This is a genomic window from Xanthomonas sp. WHRI 7064 (assembly GCF_040202355.2).
Taxonomy (GTDB): Bacteria; Pseudomonadota; Gammaproteobacteria; order Xanthomonadales; family Xanthomonadaceae; genus Xanthomonas; species Xanthomonas arboricola.
In genome coordinates this window covers 1,558,347-1,581,531 of sequence record NZ_CP167821.1, presented here as the reverse complement: position 1 = coordinate 1,581,531, position 23,185 = coordinate 1,558,347, and the positions used below count along the sequence as shown (strand labels likewise).

17 protein-coding genes and 1 pseudogene are annotated in these 23,185 nt (G+C 65.9%); 8 read left to right on the top strand and 10 right to left on the bottom strand.

The window, feature by feature from the left end:
- Positions 1 to 31: 31 nt before the first annotated feature.
- Together ABQY74_RS06790 and galA are read left to right on the top strand one after the other, a co-directional pair.
- Positions 32 to 1,231, top strand: coding sequence for an arabinogalactan endo-1,4-beta-galactosidase (locus ABQY74_RS06790; protein WP_349793924.1), 1,200 nt, complete (start codon positions 32 to 34; stop codon positions 1,229 to 1,231).
- Complete coding sequence (gene galA, locus ABQY74_RS06785; protein ID WP_349793925.1) at positions 1,228 to 3,795, top strand: beta-galactosidase GalA; 2,568 nt, start codon at positions 1,228 to 1,230, stop codon at positions 3,793 to 3,795. Before ABQY74_RS06790 ends, galA begins: the two co-directional genes overlap by 4 nt.
- 191 nt (positions 3,796 to 3,986) lie before the next feature.
- Here galA and ABQY74_RS06780 read toward each other — a convergent pair whose 3' ends face one another.
- Positions 3,987 to 4,340 carry a hypothetical protein gene (locus ABQY74_RS06780; RefSeq protein ID WP_024938054.1) on the bottom strand — a complete coding sequence of 118 codons (354 nt, stop codon included), beginning with the start codon at positions 4,338 to 4,340 and terminating at the stop codon, positions 3,987 to 3,989.
- Between the two features lie 165 nt (positions 4,341 to 4,505).
- Positions 4,506 to 6,431, bottom strand: coding sequence for an alpha-L-fucosidase (locus ABQY74_RS06775; protein ID WP_349793926.1), 1,926 nt, complete (start codon positions 6,429 to 6,431; stop codon positions 4,506 to 4,508).
- 326 nt (positions 6,432 to 6,757) lie between these two features.
- Here ABQY74_RS06775 and ABQY74_RS06770 point away from each other — a divergent pair.
- The 4 genes and pseudogenes from ABQY74_RS06770 to katG all read left to right on the top strand — a co-directional run.
- Positions 6,758 to 6,955, top strand: a pseudogene (locus ABQY74_RS06770) (hypothetical protein); the annotation flags it as partial.
- A gap of 356 nt (positions 6,956 to 7,311) precedes the next feature.
- Entirely contained in the window at positions 7,312 to 9,867 is a 2,556-nt protein-coding gene (gene mutS, locus ABQY74_RS06765) for a DNA mismatch repair protein MutS (RefSeq protein ID WP_308409837.1), read from the top strand.
- A gap of 248 nt (positions 9,868 to 10,115) precedes the next feature.
- Complete coding sequence (locus ABQY74_RS06760) at positions 10,116 to 10,730, top strand: DUF937 domain-containing protein (RefSeq protein ID WP_349793927.1); 615 nt, start codon at positions 10,116 to 10,118, stop codon at positions 10,728 to 10,730.
- A 362-nt stretch (positions 10,731 to 11,092) separates the two neighbouring features.
- Positions 11,093 to 13,339 (top strand): catalase/peroxidase HPI, encoded by a 2,247-nt coding sequence (katG, locus tag ABQY74_RS06755; protein WP_349793929.1) that lies wholly within the window; start codon positions 11,093 to 11,095, stop codon positions 13,337 to 13,339.
- A gap of 516 nt (positions 13,340 to 13,855) precedes the next feature.
- On the opposite strand, the gene ABQY74_RS06750 is transcribed toward katG, so the two are convergent.
- Positions 13,856 to 14,263 carry an RNA-binding S4 domain-containing protein gene (locus ABQY74_RS06750; RefSeq protein ID WP_039528472.1) on the bottom strand — a complete coding sequence of 136 codons (408 nt, stop codon included), beginning with the start codon at positions 14,261 to 14,263 and terminating at the stop codon, positions 13,856 to 13,858.
- A gap of 315 nt (positions 14,264 to 14,578) precedes the next feature.
- On the opposite strand from ABQY74_RS06750, the gene ABQY74_RS06745 reads away from it, so the two are divergent.
- Complete coding sequence (locus ABQY74_RS06745; protein WP_047128344.1) at positions 14,579 to 16,054, top strand: MATE family efflux transporter; 1,476 nt, start codon at positions 14,579 to 14,581, stop codon at positions 16,052 to 16,054.
- Positions 16,055 to 16,397: 343 nt separating this feature from the next.
- On the opposite strand, the gene rplS is transcribed toward ABQY74_RS06745, so the two are convergent.
- The 7 genes from rplS to ffh form a co-directional block, all read right to left on the bottom strand.
- Complete coding sequence (gene rplS, locus ABQY74_RS06740; RefSeq protein ID WP_005989873.1) at positions 16,398 to 16,805, bottom strand: 50S ribosomal protein L19; 408 nt, start codon at positions 16,803 to 16,805, stop codon at positions 16,398 to 16,400.
- A gap of 144 nt (positions 16,806 to 16,949) precedes the next feature.
- Complete coding sequence (gene trmD, locus ABQY74_RS06735; protein WP_039520068.1) at positions 16,950 to 17,708, bottom strand: tRNA (guanosine(37)-N1)-methyltransferase TrmD; 759 nt, start codon at positions 17,706 to 17,708, stop codon at positions 16,950 to 16,952.
- 76 nt (positions 17,709 to 17,784) lie between these two features.
- Positions 17,785 to 18,297 carry a ribosome maturation factor RimM gene (rimM, locus tag ABQY74_RS06730; protein WP_349793932.1) on the bottom strand — a complete coding sequence of 171 codons (513 nt, stop codon included), beginning with the start codon at positions 18,295 to 18,297 and terminating at the stop codon, positions 17,785 to 17,787.
- Between the two features lie 44 nt (positions 18,298 to 18,341).
- Positions 18,342 to 18,602, bottom strand: a complete 261-nt coding sequence (gene rpsP / locus ABQY74_RS06725) for a 30S ribosomal protein S16 (protein WP_011036396.1) — start codon at positions 18,600 to 18,602, stop codon at positions 18,342 to 18,344.
- 97 nt (positions 18,603 to 18,699) lie between these two features.
- The gene (locus tag ABQY74_RS06720) at positions 18,700 to 19,497 is read right to left on the bottom strand and encodes an aminotransferase class IV family protein (RefSeq protein WP_104573864.1); all 798 of its coding nucleotides are present in this window, start codon (positions 19,495 to 19,497) and stop codon (positions 18,700 to 18,702) included.
- On the bottom strand, positions 19,488 to 20,558 hold the full coding sequence (locus ABQY74_RS06715; RefSeq protein ID WP_349793934.1) for a nitronate monooxygenase: 1,071 nt from the start codon (positions 20,556 to 20,558) through the stop codon (positions 19,488 to 19,490). Before ABQY74_RS06715 ends, ABQY74_RS06720 begins: the two co-directional genes overlap by 10 nt.
- Positions 20,559 to 20,650: 92 nt before the next feature.
- On the bottom strand, positions 20,651 to 22,027 hold the full coding sequence (gene ffh / locus ABQY74_RS06710; RefSeq protein ID WP_016901489.1) for a signal recognition particle protein: 1,377 nt from the start codon (positions 22,025 to 22,027) through the stop codon (positions 20,651 to 20,653).
- A 359-nt stretch (positions 22,028 to 22,386) separates the two neighbouring features.
- Here ffh and ABQY74_RS06705 point away from each other — a divergent pair, with 359 nt between their 5' ends.
- Complete coding sequence (locus tag ABQY74_RS06705) at positions 22,387 to 23,178, top strand: cytochrome c biogenesis protein CcsA (protein ID WP_349793936.1); 792 nt, start codon at positions 22,387 to 22,389, stop codon at positions 23,176 to 23,178.
- The last annotated feature ends 7 nt before the right edge of the window (positions 23,179 to 23,185 follow it).

Here is a 23,185-nt window from a genome sequence, read left to right as displayed (position 1 = left end):
CCGCTCCACGTTTCATCTGTCGAGGAATTGCATGCGCTCCACACGCCGCCTCTGGACGCCCGCGCTGCTCGCGCTGGCCATCTCCACCTTCGCACACGCCGCCCCGGCCCCCGCCACGCTGTATCTGGGCGCGGACCTGTCCTACGTCAACGAGATGGAGGAATGCGGTGTGCAATACCGCGAGAACGGCGTGGTCAAGGACCCGTTCGAACTGTTCCATGCGCACGGTGCCAATCTGGTGCGCGTGCGGTTGTGGAACGATGCCCGCTGGACCCGCTACAGCGACCTGTCCGACGTCAAGAAGACCATCGCACGCGCACGCGCGCAAGGTATGCAGGTGCTGCTGGACCTGCACTATTCCGACGACTGGGCCGACGGCGAAAAACAGCTGATTCCCAAAGCCTGGGCCAGCATCACCGATACCGATGAACTGGCACGCACGCTGTACGGCTTCACCTATGACACGCTCAGCGCGCTCGACCGTGCCGGCCTGATGCCGGAGCTGGTGCAGGTCGGCAACGAAAGCAATTCCGATCTGATGGACAGCAAGCCGTGGGACAAAAAGCGCCCCATCGACTGGCAGCGCAACGCCAAGCTGTTCAACGCCGGCATCAAGGCGGTACGCGACATCGGCGCACGCTCTACGATCAAGCCGCGGGTGATGCTGCATATCGCCCAGCCGGAGAATGTGGAACCGTGGTTTGCCGACGCGACCAAGGCCGGCGTCACCGACTACGATCTGATCGGCATCAGCTACTACCGCAAGTGGTCGACCCAATCGATGGCCGAGCTGGGCAAGACCATCAAGCGCCTGCGCGGCCGCTTTGATGCCGATGTGGTGGTGGTGGAAACCGCCTATCCGTGGACGCTGGACTCCGGCGACACCTCGCACAATCTGCTCGGCCAAGACTCGCTCATTCCCGGCTACCCGGCCACGCCGCAGGGTCAGTTCCGCTACATGGTCGATCTCACCCAGCTGGTGATCGACACCGGCGGCGCCGGCGTCGTGTACTGGGAGCCGGCTTGGACCAGCAGCAGCTGCAAGACACACTGGGGCACCGGCTCCTCGTGGGAAAACGCCAGCTTCTTCGACTTCAAGCACGCCAATGAAGTGCTGCCGGCGATCGATTTCATGCGCCACCCGTATACCGGCGTGCCTGCAACGACAAGCAAGCCTGCTGCGGGCACGCAAGGCAACGCTGCGGATACCGACAAGAGGACCCAGCCATGACGGTCATCAATCGCCGCGAACTGCTGCGCGGCATGCTCGCCAGCGGCGTGAGTGCCGCACTCCCGGTCGGTACGGCCGGTGCGTTGCTGCCCGCCATCGCCGCTGCAGCACCAGCTGCAGGTAATACCGCCACGCCGCTTGCCGCGCTCGGCGATGCAGCCCTGGCACCGCGCGAACGACTGCTGTTCGACTTTGGCTGGCGCTTCCATCTGGGCCATGCCAGCGACCCATCGCGCGACTTCGAGTTCGGCACCTTCCAGCGCAGCTTCGCCAAGGCCGGCAAGGACACCGCGACCGCCGCGCAACTCGGCTTCGACGACAGTGGCTGGGAACTGCTGGATCTGCCGCACGACTGGGCCGTCACCCTGCCCTTCCGGCAGGAACCGATCTCGGCCACCATCACCGAGGAAGATCCGGCCGCCGCGCACGGCTACAAACCGCTGGGCACGAGCTTTCCGGAAACCAGCGTGGGCTGGTATCGCCGCGTGCTGCAGATTCCCGCAGACGATCTGGGCAAGCGCATCAGCCTGGTGTTCGACGGCGTGTTCCGCGACTGCATCGTGTTCTGCAATGGCCACATCGTCGGGCGCAACGCCAGCGGCTATTGCGGCTTCGAGGTCGACCTCAGCGAGGTGCTCGACTACGGCAAGCCCAACCTGATCGCGGTGCGCGTGGATGCCACGCTGGGCGAAGGCTGGTTCTACGAAGGCGCCGGCATCTATCGCCATCTGTGGTTGCACAAGACCGACCCGCTGCATCTGCCGCAGGACGGCGTATTCGTGCGCAGCACGCTGCAAGGCACGACCGCCACCGCGCAGCTGTCCACCGAGGTGCGCAACGACGGCAGCGCCCCGCGCCAGTGCACGGTGCAGGCGCGCGTGACCGCGCCGGATGGACGCGTCGTCGCACAGGCAGCCAGCACCGCGATCACCGTTGCACCCGGCCAGGTGCACCTCGTCGAACAGACCCTGCCGCTCGGCGAAGCGGCGCTATGGTCGATCGACACCCCGCAGCTCTACCGTTTGACCACCAGCGTGCACAGCGACGGCAAGGCAGTCGATGCGCTGGTCACGCCGTTCGGCGTGCGCACGGCCGTCTTCGATGCACAGCGTGGCTTCCTGTTGAACGGTACGCCGCTCAAGCTGCACGGCACCAACAACCACCAGGACCACGCCGGCGTCGGCACCGCCATCCCCGACAGCCTGCACGAGTGGCGCCTGCGCCAGCTCAAGTCGATGGGCTGCAACGCGTACCGCAGCTCGCACAATCCGGCCACGCCCGAACTGCTCGCGCTATGCGATCGGCTCGGCATGTTCGTGATCGAGGAAACCCGCCGCATGTCCACCGACCCCGAGGCGATGGGCGAGCTGGAGACGATGGTGCGGCGCGGGCGCAATCATCCCAGCGTGATCCTGTGGTCGCTCGGCAACGAAGAGCCGCAGCAGGTCACCGAGCGCGGCGCGCGCATCGTCAGCCGCATGCAGCAACGCGTGCGCCAGCTCGATCCCACCCGCCCCACCACCTTCGCCATGGACAAGGGCTTTGGCGATGGGGTTGGCCAGGTCGTCGATGTGGTCGGCTTCAACTATCGCACCAGCCAGATGGATGGCTTCCACGCGCAATACCCGCACATTCCGATCTACGGCAGCGAAACCGGCAGCACCGTGTCGGTGCGCGGCAACTACCAGCGCGACGACGCGCGCGGCTACACCCGCGCCTACGACACCGACCACCCATGGTGGGCCAGCACCGCCGAAGCCTGGTGGAGCTATGTCGCGCAGCGCCCGTATATCGCTGGCGGCTTCATCTGGACCGGCTTCGATTACCGCGGCGAACCCACGCCCTACAACCGCTGGCCGAATGTCGCCTCGCAGTTCGGCGTGCTCGACAGCTGCGGGTTTCCCAAGGACAACTACTGGTATTACCGCGCGCAATGGACCAGCGAACCGGTGCTGCATCTGTTCCCGCACTGGAACTGGGACGGCCTGCTGCAGCCCGATGACAAGGGCCGCGTCCAGGTCTGGTGCCACAGCAATCTCGAAGCGGTGGAACTGCTGGTCAACGGCGTCAGCCAGGGCCTGCAGCAGGTGCCGGCCTACGGCCATGTCGAATGGCGCGTGGCCTACGCACCGGGCGTGATCGAGGCACGCGGCTATCGCGGCGGCAAATTGGTGCTCAGCGAACGCCGCGAGACGGCCGGCAAGCCGGCAGCGATCCGCCTGAGCTGCGACCGCAATGCAGTGCGCGCCGATGCCGAAGACGTGGCGGTGGTCAAGGTGGAGATCGTCGATGCGCAGGGCCGCCTGGTGCCGACCGCCGACAACCTGGTGCAGTTCGCGCTGCGCGGCCCTGCGCGGTTGATCGGCGTGGGCAACGGCGACCCCGCCAGCCATGAGGACGACAAGGCGTCGCAACGCAAGGCCTTCAATGGACTGTGTGCGGCCCTGCTGCAGAGCACGCGCAGCGCCGGTAGCATCGTCTTGCAGGCCACCGCACCCGGCCTCGCCGCTGCCACCCTGCGCCTGGATGCCGACAAGGCCAAACCGCGCGCATCGGTGGCCTGACGCAGGCCGTAGCAGCGGCTGCAGTGATCATCAGGAACCATGTCAGCACCAACCCACCGCAGGGCCGGGAGCCATGACCGGCTCCCGGCACAGTCAGTCGCCTGCGCCCGCGTGCGCAGGCGACATGCAGTGGCGACACCCGCCCGGCCCACCGCCGCTAGGTCGCGCGACTGGATTGCTGGCGGGCCGGTTCACGCATCCGTGCTCCCTGCATCCGGCGCACGCGGAAAGTAGCGGCTGAGCTTTTCTTCCCACGCCTGGAACTGCTCAAGCGTGTAGGCATCCATCGGCCGCGGATCGGTGGCGACCGCCTTTTTCTGTGCCACATACGCGATGCGCTGGGACGACAGCTCGTCCCACGCCTTGCGCAGCATCACCGGATCGGGATGCGAGACCATCATCGCTTCCAGCAGCGTGGCCTGCGCCACGCGTGCGGCCAGCAGGTCGCTGAGCGCCTCGGTCACGGCCTGCATCCACTCTTGCTGTTTCTGTTCCATACCCAACCGAATCGCTTGCCTCGTGCGCCGCGCACCATAGCGCGCCATCCGGAACGGCGGTGTGCAAGCACGGTTCGAGATTCAGGTCACCGCGTGATACGAACACGTGATTTCGCTCTGCATCGCTTCGCCTGATCCATCTCATGCCCGCGACACTGCATCACCGCAACGATGTGCTCCCGCGCGGCGCATGGCGGCGCGGGAGCACAAGCCTCATCGCAAGCGCGAGAACGCACCGATACCCGCGATCGCCAACCGGTCGGCGGGCACCGCCGTCTCTGCGAACGACAGCCGCAGGTAGCGGATCTGGCGGACATCGGGAAAATTCAGGCGCTGGGTCGAGAGCGCATAGGCGATATTGGACAGCTCGCCAGCGCCAGCCGGCTGCCAGTGCTGCCCATCTTCGCTGGTTTCAGCGCGATAGCCTTTAGGCGGCGCCGCACCGTTCATCACCGTGCGCGAGGGTGTGAGGCTGAAACCGGCAACCTGACGCAGCGCACCGAGGTCGATGGTCGCCTGTACGGGATGGCCCGGCGTTGGAGCGGGCGTGATCCAGATCGTGCTGGCATCGTCGTCGAGCAACGTGTCCGCCCCTGGCGCGCTGGCCTCGACGATTCGCCAGCCGGCGGTGGACAGCACGTCTGGCGCGTTCGCGATCGGCCGCGCGACCGGCAATGGCGCAATGGCGCGGAACAGCGCGAATTCGCTGATCGCCGGGCACACCGGCGCCTCCAGCACGACCAGGCGCACCCGGCGTGCGGCGATCGGGCGATCCAGTCGCACGATGCGCTGTGCACCGATGCACTGCGCTTCGGCCAGCCGCCGCCATTGCCCATCGACCTCGGCTTCGACCACGAAGCGGGTGACGCGCACGCCCAGCGGCAGATACTCGCGCAGCCGGATCAGATCGAAGCTGTGCACCGCCGACAACTCCAGCGTCAGCGTCGGCGTGGTGACCTCGTTCGGCGTGGACCAGTAGCTGTCCGGCTGGCGGTCGAGGACGCGCGCCGGCTCGAACCCGGGGCCACGCGATGCGCTGGCACTGGCCCTGGCACCCCTGGCCAGATCGATGGCGAAGCTGGCGCGGATGGCGTCGCCAAAACTCTGCAGCACCGCCACATCGTGGTCGGGGATGCGGCCGCGTCGGTCGGGCGGAAGATTGAGGTTCATGTTGGTGCCACGCGCGACCGAGGTGTCGAAATAGCGCACCAGATTCTCCGGGCTGCGCACCTTGCCGTCTTCATCGGCATGGTAGAACCAGCCAGGGCGGATCGAGGTATTGGTTTCGGCCGGCCACCACAGCGCCCCGCCGCGCACACCGGAATTGCCGTTTTCCTGGGTATACGGGGCATTGGGCATGGTTGGCCAGCTCGGATCGCCAGCGATACCGTCCTCGTTGCCGCCCCAGCGGATATCGGCGCCGAGCGGGTCGAAGGTGCAGGCCATCGGCTGGTGCCGATGCACCAGCTCGATCATCCGTGGCCAGTTGTAGTAAGCGGGCGCATCGATCTTGCGCGATTCGCGCGCTCCACCGTAGTAGCCGTCGCCGCCATTGGCGCCGTCGAACCAGAACTCGAACAGGTCGCCATAGCCTGTGCAGAGTTCGACGATCTGCTTGCGGAAATAGTCGAGATAGCCGGGACGCCCATACTCGGCATGATTGCGATCCCAGGGGGACAGGTAGATGCCGAACGCCAGGCCAGCGCGACGACACGCCGCTGCCATTTCGCCGACGATGTCACCCTTGCCGTTCTTGTAGGGCGAGTTCCGGATGCAATGCTCGGTCAGGCGCGTCGGCCAAAGACAAAACCCATCGTGATGCTTGGCCGTAAAAATGAGCCCTTTCAGATTGCCGGCCTTGGCAGCAGCAACAATTTGATCGGCTGAAAAATCGCTGGGATCGAATTTGCGCGGATCCTCGTCGCCGTAGCCCCATTCCTTGTCGGTGAAGGTGTTCATCGCAAAATGCACGAAGGCGTATTGCTCCCACCGATGCCAGCGCAGCTGTCGCGCGCTGGGCACCGCACCCCACGGCGCGGGGCTGCTGGCGCGTGGCGTTTGCGCGATGCGAGCTGCCGAGGCACTGAAGCTGGCGGCGGCCACCACACCCGTGGCAAGAAAGGTACGACGATCGATCATTAGCGCCTCCGACTTTGCACAAGTTTCGATCTTAGCTTTTCCAAAGGCGAAAGAGTCCCAAAACAGCAGGCGGTTTGTGCAATGCACCGCGCACACGCGGGCCTTTGCGCGGCGAGCGCCGAACAGCGTGCCAAGCAAGCCGGGCATGCGTCGTTTGACGGCTGATGTCCGCGCCGCACGCTGCGTTGTTGGTGCTCGCATGGCTGCATCTTGCGTACGCGAAACGCGTTCTGCGAACAGAACGAACACTGGCTGGCCGACGACAACCGACAAGGACCGCACGACAGCGTCGGCGCGTCAACACCTGCCAAGTTTTGTCATCAACATTGACCGTAGAGGTCTCATCTTGGCTGGTACTGACTTGCGGGAAGTCCACAGGTCATGACGTAGCGGCAAGTGCTCGGGCTGACCGAGCCATACGCTCAGGGATCAGAACGCCCAGCCGGCAGCCATGCGCACTAGCGACGATGTCGCGGATTCATCTTCTACAGCGGCGGTATGCGTTGAGCGATCCGGCAATGGACGTTTGAAGGCCCCGGCCCGATGGCCAATCGCCCACCGGGACCCAGGGCCGGCACCCTCTCGACCGCCAGCGCAAGGATTTGTCGGTGGGTGGGCTTAAACTTGAGCCTGCGCCGACGTGAGGCGGCTCCTGGATCCGTCGCAACATCCTGTGCCATTCCAGCGCTTCGTCCGTTTCGTCGCAACATCGATTGATCTCGTTTGGAAGGGTCGTCGCAACAGCCTCGCAACAAATCACCGTTACTCGCCGCTGGCGACCCTGATTGACCGCCACATCCCGGAAGAACATTTCTTGCAAAGCACTGACACAAAAGAAAAAACCAAGAACACCGGTGGGGCTGCAGAGCACACCCCGCTGATGAAGCAATTCTTCGCCGCCAAGTCGGACTACCCCGACCTGCTGCTGTTCTTCCGCATGGGCGATTTCTACGAGCTGTTCTACGACGATGCGCGCAAGGCTGCGCGGCTGCTCGACATCACCCTGACCCAGCGCGGCAGCTCCGGCGGCGCGCCGATCCCGATGGCGGGCGTGCCGGTGCATGCTTACGAGGGCTATCTGGCGCGGCTGGTGGCGTTGGGCGAGTCGGTGGCGATCTGCGAGCAGATCGGCGACCCGGCGCTGGCCAAGGGCCTGGTCGAGCGCAAGGTGGTGCGCATCGTCACCCCCGGCACGGTCACCGACGAGGCGCTGCTGGACGAGCGCCGCGACACCTTGCTGATGGCGATCGCGCGCAGCAAGCAAGGTTACGGCCTGGCCTGGGCCGATCTGGCCGGCGGGCGTTTTCTGGTCAACGAAGTGGACAGCGTGGACGCGCTGGAAGCGGAGATCGCACGCCTGGAACCGGCCGAGCTGCTGGTGCCCGACGAAGACAACTGGCCGGAGTTCCTGCGCGGCCGCGTCGGCGTGCGGCGGCGGCCACCGTGGTTGTTCGACGCCGACAGCGGCCGGCGCCAGTTGCTGGCCTTCTTCAAGTTGCACGATCTGTCCGGCTTCGGCATCGACGACAAGCCCTGCGCTACCGCCGCCGCTGGCGCGCTGCTGGGCTATGTCGAGGAAACCCAGAAACAGCGGCTGCCGCATCTAACCTCCATCGCGATGGAAGTGGCCAGCGAGGCGATCTCGATGAACGCGGCCACACGCCGGCATCTGGAGCTGGACACGCGCGTCGATGGCGACACCCGCAACACCTTGCTCGGGGTGCTGGACAGCACGGTAACGCCGATGGGCGGGCGCCTGCTGCGGCGTTGGCTGCACCGCCCGCTACGCCTGCGCGAGGTACTGGTGCAGCGCCACCACGCGGTCGGCACCCTGATCGACAGCGGCGCCGATGCCGACGTGCGCGAGGCCTTCCGCGCGCTGGGCGATCTGGAACGCATCCTCACCCGCGTGGCGCTGCGCTCGGCGCGCCCGCGCGATTTTTCCACCTTGCGCGATGGCCTGGCGCTGCTGCCGAAGGTGCGCGCGATCCTCGCACCGCTGGATTCGCCGCGCCTGCAGACGCTGCATGCCGAACTCGGCGAGCACGATGCCACCGCGCATCTGTTGATCAGCGCGGTGGCGGAACAACCGCCACTCAAGCTCAGCGACGGTGGCGTGATCGCCACCGGCTACGACGCCGATCTGGATGAGTTGCGCCGCCTGTCCACCAATGCCGATCAATTCCTGATCGACCTGGAACAGCGCGAACGCGCCAGCAGCGGCATCGCCACGCTCAAGGTCGGCTATAACCGCGTGCATGGCTATTACATCGAGATCAGCAAGGGCCAGGCCGAGAAGGCCCCGCTGCACTACAGCCGCCGGCAGACCCTGACCAACGCCGAGCGCTACATCACCGAAGAACTTAAGAGCTTCGAGGACAAGGTGCTGTCGGCGCGCGAGCGCTCGTTGTCGCGCGAAAAACTGCTGTATGAAGGCCTGCTCGATGCACTCGGCAGCGAGCTGGAAGGTCTCAAGCGTTGCGCGAGTGCATTGAGCGAACTCGACGTGCTGGCCGGATTCGCAGAACGCGCGCAGGCACTGGATTGGTCGCAGCCGGAACTGGACAGCGCCCCCTGCCTGCACATCGAACGCGGACGCCACCCGGTGGTGGAAGCGGTGCGCGATCAGCCGTTCGAACCCAACGATCTGGAGCTGCACGCCGACCGCCGCATGCTGGTCATCACCGGCCCGAACATGGGCGGTAAATCGACCTACATGCGCCAGAACGCCCTGATCGTGCTGCTGGCGCATATCGGCAGCTATGTGCCGGCCAGCCGCGCGGTAATCGGACCGATCGACCGCATCCTCACCCGCATCGGCGCGGGCGACGACCTGGCGCGCGGGCAATCCACCTTCATGGTGGAAATGGCCGAAACCAGCTACATCCTGCATCACGCCACGCCGCAATCGCTGGTGCTGATGGACGAGATCGGCCGCGGCACCTCCACCTACGATGGCCTGGCGCTGGCCGATGCCGTCGCACGCCACCTGGCGCATACCAACCGCTGCTACACGCTGTTCGCCACGCATTACTTCGAGCTCACCGCACTGGCCGACGAGTCGCATGCCGGCGGTGCCAGCGGCATCGCCAACGTGCATCTGGACGCAGTCGAACACGGCGAGCGCCTGGTGTTCATGCATGCGGTCAAGGACGGCCCGGCCAATCGCAGCTTCGGCCTGCAGGTCGCCGCGCTCGCCGGCTTGCCCAAGGCCGCGGTGACCCAGGCGCGTCATCGCCTGGCCGAACTGGAACAACGCGGCGGCGAAAGCCATGTCGCACAGATGGCGCCGGCCGCATTGGACGCCCCGCAACAGTTCGGCCTGTTCACCGCGCCCTCGTCCGCTGCGCAGGAAGCGCTGCAGGCGCTGGACCCGGACGAACTCACGCCCAAGCAGGCGCTGGAAGCCTTGTATCGGTTGAAGGCGTTGCTTTGAGGGCGGGGATTGGGGAATCGGGAATCGGGAATCGGGAATCGGGAATCGGGAATCGTAAGAGCGTAGTTGCCTGGCTCTAATGCTTTGCGGGCTTGGTCAACCCCTTGCCGTGTTGTTGTCGGATGAAGTGGCTTGACTGCCCCTGTGCGGCATCGCTGCCCTCGCCCTGCAGTGCGACGCGTGCCGTGTTGCTCTGCTGGCGCGACGGGCGCACGCTGCGGCAACGTTTTGTCCAACCGGAGACACCCATGACCACGTCCGCCTCGTTGACCGATCAACTCGCCGCACAGTTGCAAGGCCCGCAATTGCAGCAGCTCGCCAGCCGGCTCGGCATTGCGCCCGAGCAGGCGCAATCAGCGGTGCAGACCGCGCTGCCGCTGTTGATGGGCGCCCTGGGCCGTAACAGCCAGCAGGCCGGCGGTACCGATGCGTTGCTGGGTGCCTTGCAGCGCGATCATGCCGGCAGCCCGGACATCGGCAGCCTGTTCGGTGCGCTGCTGGGCGGCTCGGCCACCGGCGCGCAAGGCAATGGCGCCGGTATCGTGGGGCATCTGTTCGGCGACAGGGCGCCGCAGGCTGCCGCCGGTCTGGGCCAGGCCACCGGCCTGGAAACCGGCAAGGCCGATCAACTGCTGCAGTTGCTGGCGCCCATCGTGATGGCGTATCTGGCCAAGCGCTTCCTCGGCGGCAATGCCGCTGCCAGCAGCCAGCTCGGCCCGGCCCTGGCGCAGGAACAGCAGCGCTCCAGCAGCAACACCGGGATCAACGGCGTGCTGGGCAGCGTGCTGGATCAGGACGGCGACGGAAAGCTTGGACTGGGCGATGTCATGAAGCTCGGCGGCAGCCTGTTCGGCAAGCGCTGAGATCGCAGGCACAGGTCGGTTTGGCACCGGCGTGCCATCCATAGCGTCTCACTATCGATATGGTTGAATAATTCGAATTCCCCAACCGATCGATGCTGCTTATCGTGTGCGCACGCCACCACGATGAGTCCGCCTGATGCGTCTGTCTGCCAGTCACAGTCTGCATATCGACCTATACCGGCGCCTGCAGGCAGGCGCTAGCATCGGCACACCCGGCGACCATTATTGATAACCCCACGGCCGCATCTGCGCCTTCGATCGATGACCACCGCTGACGCATTGCCCACCTTTTTGATTCCACCAGCACGTGTCCGCAGTTTCGGCACACAGCTCCCCAAGTGCTCACGCACACAGGTATTGCCATGACAACCGAAGCAAAGTGCCCTTTCAATCACGCCGTCGTCGGCACCGGAACCACCAACCGCGATTGGTGGCCCAAGCAGTTGCGCGTGGACCTGCTCAGCCAGCATTCGAGCAAGTCCAACCCGCTGGGCCAGACCTTCAACTATGCCGAGGCGTTCAAGCGCATCGATCTGGCCGCGCTCAAGCAGGAACTGCGTGCGCTGATGACCGACTCGCAGGACTGGTGGCCGGCCGACTTCGGCCATTACGGCCCGCTGTTCGTGCGCATGGCCTGGCATAGCGCCGGCACCTACCGCATCGGCGACGGGCGTGGCGGCGGCGGTCGCGGCCAGCAGCGCTTCGCACCGCTCAACAGCTGGCCGGACAATGTCAGCCTGGACAAGGCGCGCCGCCTGCTGTGGCCGATCAAGCAGAAGTACGGCCAGGCGATCTCCTGGGCCGACCTGATGATCCTCACCGGCAACGTCGCGCTGGAAAGCATGGGCTTCAAGACCTTCGGCTTTGCCGGTGGCCGCGAAGACACCTGGGAACCGGATCAGGACCTGTACTGGGGCCGCGAAACCAAGTGGCTGGGTGGCGACGAGCGCTATTCGCGTGGTTCGCCCGGCGTGGACGAAGCGCACGGCGTGCTGGTGAAGGACGACGACAGCGAAGTGCCGCACACCCGCGATCTGGAAAATCCGCTGGCCGCCGTGCAGATGGGCCTGATCTACGTCAATCCGGAAGGCCCGGACGGCAAGCCCGACCCGGTCGCCGCCGCGCGCGACATCCGCGACACCTTCGCACGCATGGCGATGAACGACGAAGAGACCGTGGCGCTGATCGCCGGCGGCCACACCTTCGGCAAGACACACGGCGCCGGCCCGGCCGACAACGTCGGTGCCGAACCGGAAGCCGGCGAGTTGGAGAGCCAGGGCCTGGGTTGGCACAACCGCTACGGCAGCGGCAAGGGTGCCGACACCATCACCAGCGGCCTGGAAGTCACCTGGACCACCACCCCGGCGCAGTGGAGCAACGACTTCTTCGACCATCTGTTCAAGTTCGAGTGGGAACTGAGCAAGAGCCCGGCCGGCGCGCACCAGTGGGTGGCCAAGAATGCCGACGCCATCATTCCCGACGCCCACGATGCTGCGAAGAAGCATCGGCCGACCATGCTAACCACCGATCTGGCGCTGCGTTTCGACCCGGCCTATGAGGCCATCTCGCGTCGCTTCCAAGAACACCCCGACCAGTTCGCCGACGCCTTCGCCCGCGCCTGGTTCAAGCTCACCCACCGCGACATGGGCCCGCGCTCGCGTTACCTGGGAACCGAAGTGCCGAGCGAAGAATTGCTGTGGCAGGACCCGGTGCCGGCCGTCGACCACCCGCTGGTCGATGCGCAGGACGCCGCCGCCCTCAAGCAGACCATCCTCGATTCCGGTCTGAGCGTGGCGCAGTTGGTGTCCACCGCGTGGGCGTCGGCATCGACCTTCCGCGGCTCGGACAAGCGTGGCGGCGCCAACGGCGCACGCATCCGTCTGGCACCGCAGAAGGATTGGCAGGCCAACCAGCCCGAACAGCTTGCACAGGTGCTGGGCACGCTGGAGCGCATCCGGGCCGACTTCAACGGCGCGCAGTCGGGCGGCAAGCAGATCTCGCTGGCCGACCTGATCGTGCTGGCCGGTAATGCCGCGGTCGAACATGCCGCACAGGCCGCTGGTCACAGCGTCACCGTGCCGTTCGCACCCGGCCGCACCGATGCCTCGCAGGAGCAGACCGATGTCGAATCGTTCGCGGTGCTGGAACCGGTGGCCGATGGCTTCCGCAACTACGCCAAGCAGCGCTATGCGGTGCCCGCGGAGGCGCTGTTGATCGACAAGGCACAGCTGCTGACGCTGACCGCGCCCGAGTTGACCGTGCTGGTCGGCGGCCTGCGCGTGCTCGGCGCCAATGTCGGCGACTCCAGCCATGGCGTATTCACCGCCCGCCCCGGCGTGCTGAGCAACGACTTCTTCGCCAACCTGCTCGACATGCGCACCGAGTGGAAAGCCACCTCCGAATCGAAGGAGGTCTACGAAGGCCGCGACCGCAGCACCGGTGAAGCCAAGTGGACCGGCACGCGCGTGGATCTGGTGTTCGGTTCCAACTCGATCCTGCGTGCGGTGGCCGAGGTCTATGCCAGTGCCGATGCACAGGAGAAGTTCGTACAGGACTTCGTCGCCGCCTGGACCAAGGTGATGCAGCTGGATCGTTTCGATCTGGCGTAAGTGGCAAGGCGCACGCCATCGTGCGTGCGCCTGCAGCGGTGTTGAAATACACGCAAGAGCTCGACTCGGCACGGAAGACGTCAGTGGAGCGGCGGGTCTGCGGTTTGGCTGCAAGGCCCTTGCCCGCTCACCCTCGCGGGACACGCCGCAAGTACGTCCCTGTAGGCTCTTACGCGGCATCCATGCCGCGTAAGGTCCCGCGACGGTGGGCGGGCAAGGACCCGTCGAGATGGTCGGTGTGCCTTGTTAAGAGCAGAGCATGACGTGCGCTGGTTGGATACTGTGCGGCTTGCACCAACACCGCCACCACTCGACCGCTCGCCAGCCGGCCAGGTCTTGTGAGCCGTTCTCAAGCTTCTGATCGATGGTTCTGCACCGGCTACATCGCGCACCACAACAGAAAATGGCGCTTCCCCGCGATGGAGAAGCGCCGTTTTTATTGATTGAACAACATGACGGATGCCAAGGCGTTTCTTATTTCCGTCAGTCGATTCGCAGCGAATAACCCGCGCAGTGCTACAACGCGTCGATATCGCCCAGCGCGTTGATCAGCCGGCGTGCACGCTTGTCCGGCTTGCCCTCGGGTGCGCGATAGCCGGTACGTTCGGCGGCGCGCTGCAGCCGCCATTGCGCACGGGCCTCGCGTGAGGCATCGCTTTCCACGTACAGCGTCTGTGCGACCGGAGCGGGGCCGCGCACATCGCTCAGCGCGGCAACGGTGACTTCGAAGATTTCGCCACCACGGTCGATGCGCAACTGCTCGCCGCTGCGCAGCGTGCGCGAGGGCTTGGGCCGCTGGCCGGCGACGTCCACCTTGCCGTTGTCCACAGCCGTCTTGGCCAGGCTGCGCGTCTTGAAGAAGCGCGCCGCCCACAGCCAGACATCCAGCCTGACCGTCGTCGCTTGTTCCACCAGTTGAGTCATCGCGTTGTGCTTGCCGTCGGGTCCAATGGGCTGCGGGCCGCTGCCGTGATCGCCACTGCATCGGCGCGTCGCAACGGGCTGCGTTGAGCGGGAAATATCTGGGCAAGCCCGCTGTAACTCAAGCGTCGCCGCCGTCCAAGTACAGCCTTCCTTTCACGCTCTGGCTGACTCATACAGACTGGTCCGCACAGCGTGCTCCGTGTCATCGGCCTGACGGCTTCACGCTCCTGCGGCAGTTAGTATTTGCCTGGCGACAGCACGCCTCATACCTGCCAATGCTAGTGTTCGCAGCTTCCGCACCACGGCGCGCCTGCGATGCCCAAATCCGCTGTCCTGACCGAAGGCCCGATCGGCAAGAATCTGCTGCTGTTTGCGATGCCGATCCTTGCCGGGAACATCGCGCAATCGCTCAATGGCTCGATCAATGCGATCTGGGTGGGCCGCTACCTCGGCGAGGCGGCGCTGACTGCGGCGGCCAACGCCAACAGCATCATGTTCTTCCTGATCGGCTCGGTGTTCGGCATCGGCATGGCTTCGACCATCCTGATCGGCCAGGCGATGGGTGCGCGCGACATCGCGCAGGCGCGCAAGGTCATGGGCACCAGTGCCAGTTTCTTTGGCGGGCTGTCGGCACTGATCGCGGTGCTGGGCTGGTTTCTGGCGCCGCATCTGTTGACCGCCATGGGCACGCCACCGGCGTCGCAGACACTGGCCGAGGAGTACCTGCGGGTGATCTTCCTGGCGATGCCGCTGATCTATGTGTTTGCGTTCCTATCGGCGGCACTGCGCGGTACCGGCGATGCCCGCACGCCGTTCCGCTTCTTGCTGGTGTCAGTAGTGCTGGACATCGTGTTCAACCCGCTGCTGATCTTCGGCCTGGGTCCGTTCCCGGCGCTGGGCATCGCCGGCGCGGCCTGGGCCACGTTGCTGGCGCAGGCGGTGGCACTGGGCGGTTTGCTGCTGTATCTGCGCAGCAAACGCCATGTGCTGTGGCTGGGCCGCGCCGATCTGCACCTGTTCCGCATCGCGCCGACGATCCTGCGCGCGCTCATCGTCAAAGGCGTGCCGATGGGCCTGCAAATGGTGCTGATTTCGCTGGCCATGATCGCGATGATGACGCTGGTCAACGGCTTCGGTACCGACACCGCAGCCGCCTACGGCGCCGCGTTGCAGCTGTGGACCTATGTGCAGATGCCGGCGATGGCGCTGGGCGCAGCGTGTTCGACGATGGCCGCGCAGAACGTGGGCGCGGGATTGTGGACGCGCGTGGATGCAACCGCACGCACCGGCATCGCTGCCAACTTCCTGATGACCGGCGTGCTGATCGGGCTGCTGATCGTGTTCGATCGCTGGACGCTGGCGCTGTTCCTGCCGACCGACAGCCCGACGCTGGAGGTCGCGCGGCATCTCAACCACATCGGGATCTGGTCGTTCCTGCTGTTCGGCGTGAGCTTTGTGGTTTCCGGCGTGGTGCGGGCCACCGGTGCGGTGATCCCGCCGCTGCTGATCCTGGCCTTCGGTCTGTGGGGCGTGCGCGTGCCGCTGGCAAACGCCTTGATTCCGCATCTAGGAGCGGACGGCATCTGGTGGAGTCTTCCGATCAGCTCGCTGTGTTCGATGCTGCTGTCGCTGGCGTATTACCGCTGGGGCGGCTGGCGCAAGGCACGCATGCTGACCACGCCGGCAGATCCTGCCGAACTGGCCGCGGCTGCCGAAGTGCCGGCGCATCCGGCCTCGCCAGTCGCCGATACCGCGCCCATCGCAGGCGCGCCGCAGCCCCGCCAGCGCTGACGTCGGCTGGCACCAGGCGGCACGCTGCCACACCGGCCGACATCACGCGCGAAAGCAGGAGCCGGACGCTGCATTGAGTGATCGATACAGCGCGCAGGGATTTCTTGAGTGATCGGCCCAGCCGACCGACGCCATCGCTCGCCGAGTCGCGACGAAAAGACATCCCGCCCCACTGCGCAGCAACCGCTTCCCTCACGGGCAAACCTATGAGCATCGCGTACGCACAACCGGCGAATCCCCAATCCCTAATCTCGATTCCCCAATCCCGATTCCCGATTCCCACAACGCAAACGGCCGCCCGAAGGCGGCCGTCTGGCAACAGCAGGACCAGCCTGCCAGTGACTTACTCAGCCTTGGCAGCAGCCTGGCGAGCGGCCTTGGCCTGTGCAGCGGCGGCCAGATCTTCCTTGATGCGGGCAGCCTTGCCTTCCAGACCACGCAGGTAGTACAGCTTGCCGGCGCGCACCTTACCGCGACGCTTCACTTCGACCGAGTCGATGATGGCGCTGTGGGTCTGGAACACGCGCTCGACGCCGAAGCCGTGCGAGATCTTGCGCACGGTGAACGCGGAGTTCAGGCCGGCGTTCTTGGTACCGATCACGACGCCCTCATAGGCCTGCACGCGCTCGCGGTTGCCTTCCTTCACCTTGACGTTCACCACGACGGTATCGCCCTGGTTGAACTCGGGAAGCTTGCGCTGAATCTGGGCGGCTTCGAAGTCAGCCAGGATGGTCTTGTTGAGTTTGCTCATGATGGGCACCGCGTGTCTGGTGATATTGGACCGGCAGTCGCCGCACGGCGATTGCTCGAGGTTCGTAGGAGGGCCAGACGCAAGGCTGGCCAGCAAGCCGCATATTGTACCCCAATCGATAGTGCAAGAGCTAGGGGTGAGCCCTTATTTCTCGTCGCCCGGGGCGAGTTCGCGGCGAAACTCGTCCAGCAGACGGCGATCGTTCTTGTCCAACCCGGCCTCATCGAGCAGGTCCGGGCGACGCAACCAGGTCCGGCCCAGCGACTGCTGCCGACGCCAGCGCGCAATTGCAGCGTGATTGCCCGAGCGCAATACCTCCGGCACATCGCCCCAGTCATGGGTCGATGGATGGCTGTAGTGCGGGCAGTCGAGCAGGCCTTGCGGGCCTTCGAAACTGTCCTGGGCTGCGGATTCGGCGTCGTTCAACACACCCTCCTGCAACCGCGTCACCACATCCACCAGCACCGCCGCGCCAAGCTCGCCACCGGACAACACGTAGTCGCCGATGGAGATTTCCATATCCACCGCCTGCGCCAGAAAGCGCTCGTCCACGCCTTCGTAGCGCCCGCACAGCAACACCATGCGTGGCAACTGCGCCAGCTCGCGAGCGAGCGGCTGGGTGAGCGGCCGCCCCTGCGGGCTGAGATAGATCACCGGCGCCGGACGCGCATCTGCCGCTTGCACCGCGTCCAGACAGGCCCGCAACGGCTCGATCAACATCACCATGCCGGGCCCACCACCGAACGGACGATCGTCCACCCGGCGGTAATTGCCCTGCGCATGCTCGCGCGGATTCCAGCCCTGCAATTCCAGCAAGCCACGCTCCTGCGCCCGCCCGACCACGCCGAACGCCGCGCATTGCGCGATGAACTCGGGGAACAGGCTGATGACGTCGATGCGCACTGGGGAATCGGGAATCGGGAATCGGAAGTGGAGAATGGGTAAAGCAAGAGCGGAGCGGCGCGATGCGCCATTCCGGTCAGAAATCCGGATCCCAGTCCACCACGATCAGGTTGGCTTCGAAGTCGACCGACTTGACGAAATCCGGCAGCACGAACGGCACCAGCCGCTCGCGATCGCCGCGCACCACCATCACGTCGTTGGAGCCGGTGGAAAACAGGTGCGACACCGTGCCGAGCTTGACGCCCTCGACGGTTTCCACCTGCAACTCTTCCAGATCCACCCAATAATATTCATCGGGCTTGGGCGGCGGCAGCACGCTGCGCGCGACGTAAATCTCGGTTCCGTGCATGGCTTCAACGGTGTCGCGGTCAGTGACGTCGGGGAACACCGCAATCAGATTCTTGCCCTGATCGCGCCCACGTACGCTGCTCACGATCGATTCCTGCCCCGAGGGCGTCCGCACGATCCACGGCTGATACCGGAAGATCGCACTGCGCGGCTCGGTCCAGGATTCGAGCTTGAGCTCGCCCTTGACACCAAAAGCGCCGACAATCCTGCCTAACAGGATGCGGCGCTCGGTCGGCTTCATCTGCGTCGACTCTGGGCCAGGCGCTGGCGCCCGGCCCTCCAGGATCAGGCCGCAGCGGCCTGGGACTTGGATGCTTCGCGATACAGGTTGCGCACCTTGTCGGTCAACTGTGCGCCCTGGCCGACCCAATGGTCGACGCGAGCAACGTCCAGCACGACGCGCGGTTCTGCGCCCTGCGCAACCGGGTTGTAGTAACCCAGACGCTCGATGTTGCGGCCGTCGCGCGCGCTGCGCACGTCGGTCACGATGATGTGGTAGAACGGACGCTTCTTGGCGCCGCCGCGGGTCAGTCGAATCTTGACCATGGTGTCGTTTTCCTGAGTTGCCCAGTCGCCAGAATGGCGCGGTAAGCCGGCGATTATAGCGGGCTCCGGCGGCGAAGCCAAGTCACCCTGGAATCGCTCAGATCCCCTGCCAGGCCTGAGTCTGCAGGGCCTGCTCCAGCAGTGGCAGCTGCGCGGCTTGCGGCGGCCACGACGACGCGCCGGCTTGCACGATCGCCTGCTGGCCGCGCGCGTTGCAGCTGAAGGCGCCATCGAAGCCGCCCAGCTCGCTCAGCACGACCGGGCGAAACTCCTGTTGGATACCGAGCGTCTGCAGGCCGGCCTGCAGCAGACGCTGCTGGGTGCCGGGCAGCGCCGGCCCTTGCGGCCACACCACCCTGCCCTGCTGCCACACGCCCAGATTCCAGAAGGCGCCCTCCAGCAGATGCGCCTGCGCGTCGATCAGCAATGCATCGTCGTAGCCGGCCGCCATGGCCTGGCGACGCAGATGCAGCAGCGCGAAGGTCCCGACATGCTTGTGCTGAGGCTGCTCGCGCACATGACGGACCGGCTGCACGCGCAGTGCAGTGGTTGGCATCCGGGCTGCGGGCGCAATGGAGATCAGCACATCGAGCGCAAGCTGGCGCAATGGATCGCGCAGGTCGAAATCCTGCGCAAACACGGTGATGCGCACGCTGGCGTCTTCGCAGTTCGCAGCCGACAACGCAGCGCGCAACTGGGCGCGCAGGGATACCTCATCGATTGATGCACCGAACAGGGCAGCGCCGTCGTGCTGCAGTCGTTGCAGATGCAGGTCCAGCCCGCGTACCGCACCGCCGCGCACCTGCAGGGTGGTGAAGTGGCCGTAATTGACCAATGCGGCCGCGCCCAACTGCTGCGCTGTCGCCACTGCCCCGTTGCAGAAGATCAGCGGCACAACAGCGCCTGTGCTTCAGCCCACCACTGGGTTAGCAATTGCGCGGCAGGCTGGGCAGGTGCCATCCAGGCCGATTGGCCGGCCCAGGCCTGCATGGCGTCCAGGCGGTTGTCGCGCGCGGCGGCCTGACGCATCGGTGCGGTCAGCGCGCGCTGCACCGGATACGGCGCCGGCACTGGCGCCTCGGCGGCAATGGCAGCACGCACATAGAGCGTGGCGAGCGCACGCCCCAGCCGGCCGGAAAATGCACGGGTCGGCTGGGTCTGTTCCGGCTCGGCCTGGGCCAGGGCGTCGGCCCAGGCACTGGGCAGCGCCGCCTCGGGCGTGCGCAGCAGGCCGGTACCGATCTGCACGGCGCTCGCGCCCAGCGTCAGCGCCGCGGCAATGCCGCGCGCATCGGCGATGCCGCCTGCGGCGATCACCGGAAGATCCAGGTGATCGACCAATCGTGGCAACAAGGCGAACAACCCGGTCATCTGCCGCTCGGCGCGAGCAGCGTCGAATGCACCACGATGCCCACCGGCCTCGGCGCCCTGCGCAACCACCGCATCGGCACCGGCCGCCTGGGCCGCACGCGCTTCGTCCAGCGTGGTGGCACAGGCGAACCAGGCGATGCCGGCGCCTTTCAGCCGCGCAACTTGATCGGGCCGAAACACGCCCATGATCGATGAGGCGACGGCAGGCCGTGCGGCGAGCAAGGCGTCGAACTGGGCATCGAAGTCGGCCGGTGTTGCATCACCCGCATCCTCGGGAACCGGCGGCCCCCACTGCGACACAAATGCACGCACGCGCGCCTCTGCCGCGGCGTCGCGCACAGGGGCCGGATCGGGAATCCACAGATTGACCTGGGCGGGCCCGGCGCTCGCGCCGCGAAACGCCGCCATCCACGCCACGATGTCCTGCGGTTGCGACAACACCGCACCCATCGCGCCCATGCCGCCGGCCTCAGCAACCGCCGCCGACAACGGCACCGGGCAGGCACCGGCCATGGGGCTGAGCAGGATGGGAAGGCCTAAACCAAAACGCTGCTGGAAGGCGTCGATCTGCGAAAACGAACCCATCGTGCGCGGCCTGAAGTGATGACGCGTCATGCGCGAGTTCAACGCCACGCGTGCCTGTCGAAGGACTTACCGCGCGCGTCGCCGATTGAAACTCAACGGAACGGCATGCCGCCGCGGCCGCCCATGGCGCCCATCATGCCCTTCATGTTGCGCATCAGGCCCTTCATGCCACCACCGGCCAGCTTGCCCATCATCTTTTCCATCTGCTGATACTGCTTCATCAGCTTGTTGACGTCGGCCGGCTGCATGCCGGAGCCGCGGGCGATGCGGGCGCGGCGCGAGCCGTTGAGCAGGGCCGGGTTGCGGCGCTCCTTCTTGGTCATCGAATTGATGATCGCGATCATGCGCGGCACTTCCTTGCCGGTGACCTGCTGCTTGACGTTGTCCGGGATCTGGCCCATGCCCGGCAGCTTGTCCATCAGCCCATGGATGCCGCCCATGTTCTGCATCTGCTCGAGCTGTTCCTTCATGTCGTTGAGGTCGAACTTCTTGCCTTTGGCGACCTTGGCGGCGAGCTTGGCGGCCTTTTCCTGGTCGACGCTGTGCTCGACCTGTTCCACCAGCGACAGCACGTCGCCCATGTCCAGGATGCGGCTGGCGACGCGGTCGGGATGGAACACGTCCAGGCCGTCGGTCTTTTCGCCTGTACCGACGAACTTGATCGGCTTGCCGGTGATGTAGCGCACGCTCAGCGCGGCGCCGCCACGGGCGTCGCCGTCGGTCTTGGTCAGCACCACGCCGGTCAGCGGCAGCGCCTCGCCGAAGGCCTTGGCGGTGTTGGCCGCGTCCTGGCCGGTCATCGCATCGACCACGAACAGGGTTTCGGTCGGGTTGACCGCGGCGTGCAGCGCCTTGATCTCCTCCATCATCGCCGCATCGATGGCCAGGCGGCCGGCGGTATCGACCAGCAGCACGTCGGCGAACGACTTGCGCGCATCGCTGATGGCGGCGCGCACGATGTCGACCGGCTTCTGCGAGGCGTCGGAGGGGAAAAACAGCACGCCGACCTGCTCGGCCAGGGTCTTGAGCTGCTCGATCGCGGCCGGACGGTAGACGTCGGCCGAGACCACCATGACCTTCTTCTTGCGCTTTTCCTTCAGGTGCTTGGCGAGCTTGCCGACCGTGGTGGTCTTGCCCGCGCCCTGCAGGCCGGCCATCAGGATGATCGCCGGCGCCGGCACGTTGAGGTTGAGGTCGGTGGCGGCCGCGCCCATCACGGCGGTCAGCTCGTCGCGAACGATCTTGATCAGCGCCTGGCCCGGGGTCAGCGACTTGAGCACTTCCTGACCGACCGCGCGCACCTTGATGCGCTCGATCAGCGCCTGTACCACCGGCAGCGCCACGTCGGCTTCGAGCAACGCGATGCGCACTTCACGGGTGGCTTCGCGGATGTTCTCCTCGGTCAGGCGGCCGCGGCCGCGCAGGCGCTCCATGGTGCCGGAGAGACGTTGGGTAAGGGACTCGAACATGCGCAAGGGACCGCGTGAGGGGAAACGGGCGTCGATTATAGCGGCACCGGCCAGCCGGCTGCCCCGGCGGTCGCCAGCGCCCGACCGGCAAAGCCAGATCAGCGAGCAGCCTCACCAACGCGCACGGCCAACCAGCGCAGCAGCGCCAGGACAGGACCGGCAACTGCGGTGCCAGCAGGTAGCCCCTGCCCGCTCGCGCTCCGCACCCAGCACGCCAGCCCACCTCCAGCCCACGCAGCTCGCAATTGCTTTTCCCGATTCCCGATTCCCGATTCCCGATTCCCGATTCCCGATTCCCGATTCCCGATTCCCGAATCCCGAATCCCGAATCCCAGCCCCCAATATGCGAAACTTCCACGATGACAATCGTTCTCATCGCGTTCGCCTTGTATCTGCTGGCCACGGCACTGCTCACCCGCTCGGTGCTGCACGATGGCAACCAGGCGCCTGCCCGCTGGCTGATTCCGGCACTGGCGGCCGTGGCGCTGCACGCCGGGTACCACGTGCTGGTAGCACTGCGCACCGCCGGCGGGCCGGACATGCATTTCTTCGCGGCGCTATCGCTATGCGGCCTGGGCATGGCGGCGCTGACGGCGGTGTTCGGCGCGCGCGGGCGCATGGCGGCGGTGGGCGTGGTGGTGTTCCCGCTGTCGGCAATCCTGCTGGCCTGCTATCACGCTTACGGCCACGAACCGAGCTCGGACCTGGGCTGGCGGCTGGAACTGCACGCGTGGATGGCGCTGCTGGCCTACGCCACGTTGGGCATCGCCGCGTTGCTGGCGATCATGCTGTGGCTGCAGGAGCGCGCCCTGCGCCGGCGCGACTTCCACACCTGGCTGCGCGCGCTGCCGCCGTTGACCGAGCTGGAGACGCTGCTGTTCCGCACGATCACCGTCGGCTTCGTGCTGTTGAGCCTGACCCTGCTGACCGGCCTGCTGTTCGTGCAGGACTTCCTGGCGCAGCGGCTGCTGCACAAGACCGTACTCAGCATCCTGTCGTGGATCGTGTTCGGTGCGCTGCTGATCGGGCGCTGGCGCAACGGCTGGCGCGGCACCAAGGCGGTGCACTGGACGCTGACCGCGATGGCACTGCTGGTGTTGTCGTTCTTCGGCAGCAAGTTCGTGATCGAACTGGTGTTGGGGCCGCGCTGATCGCGTT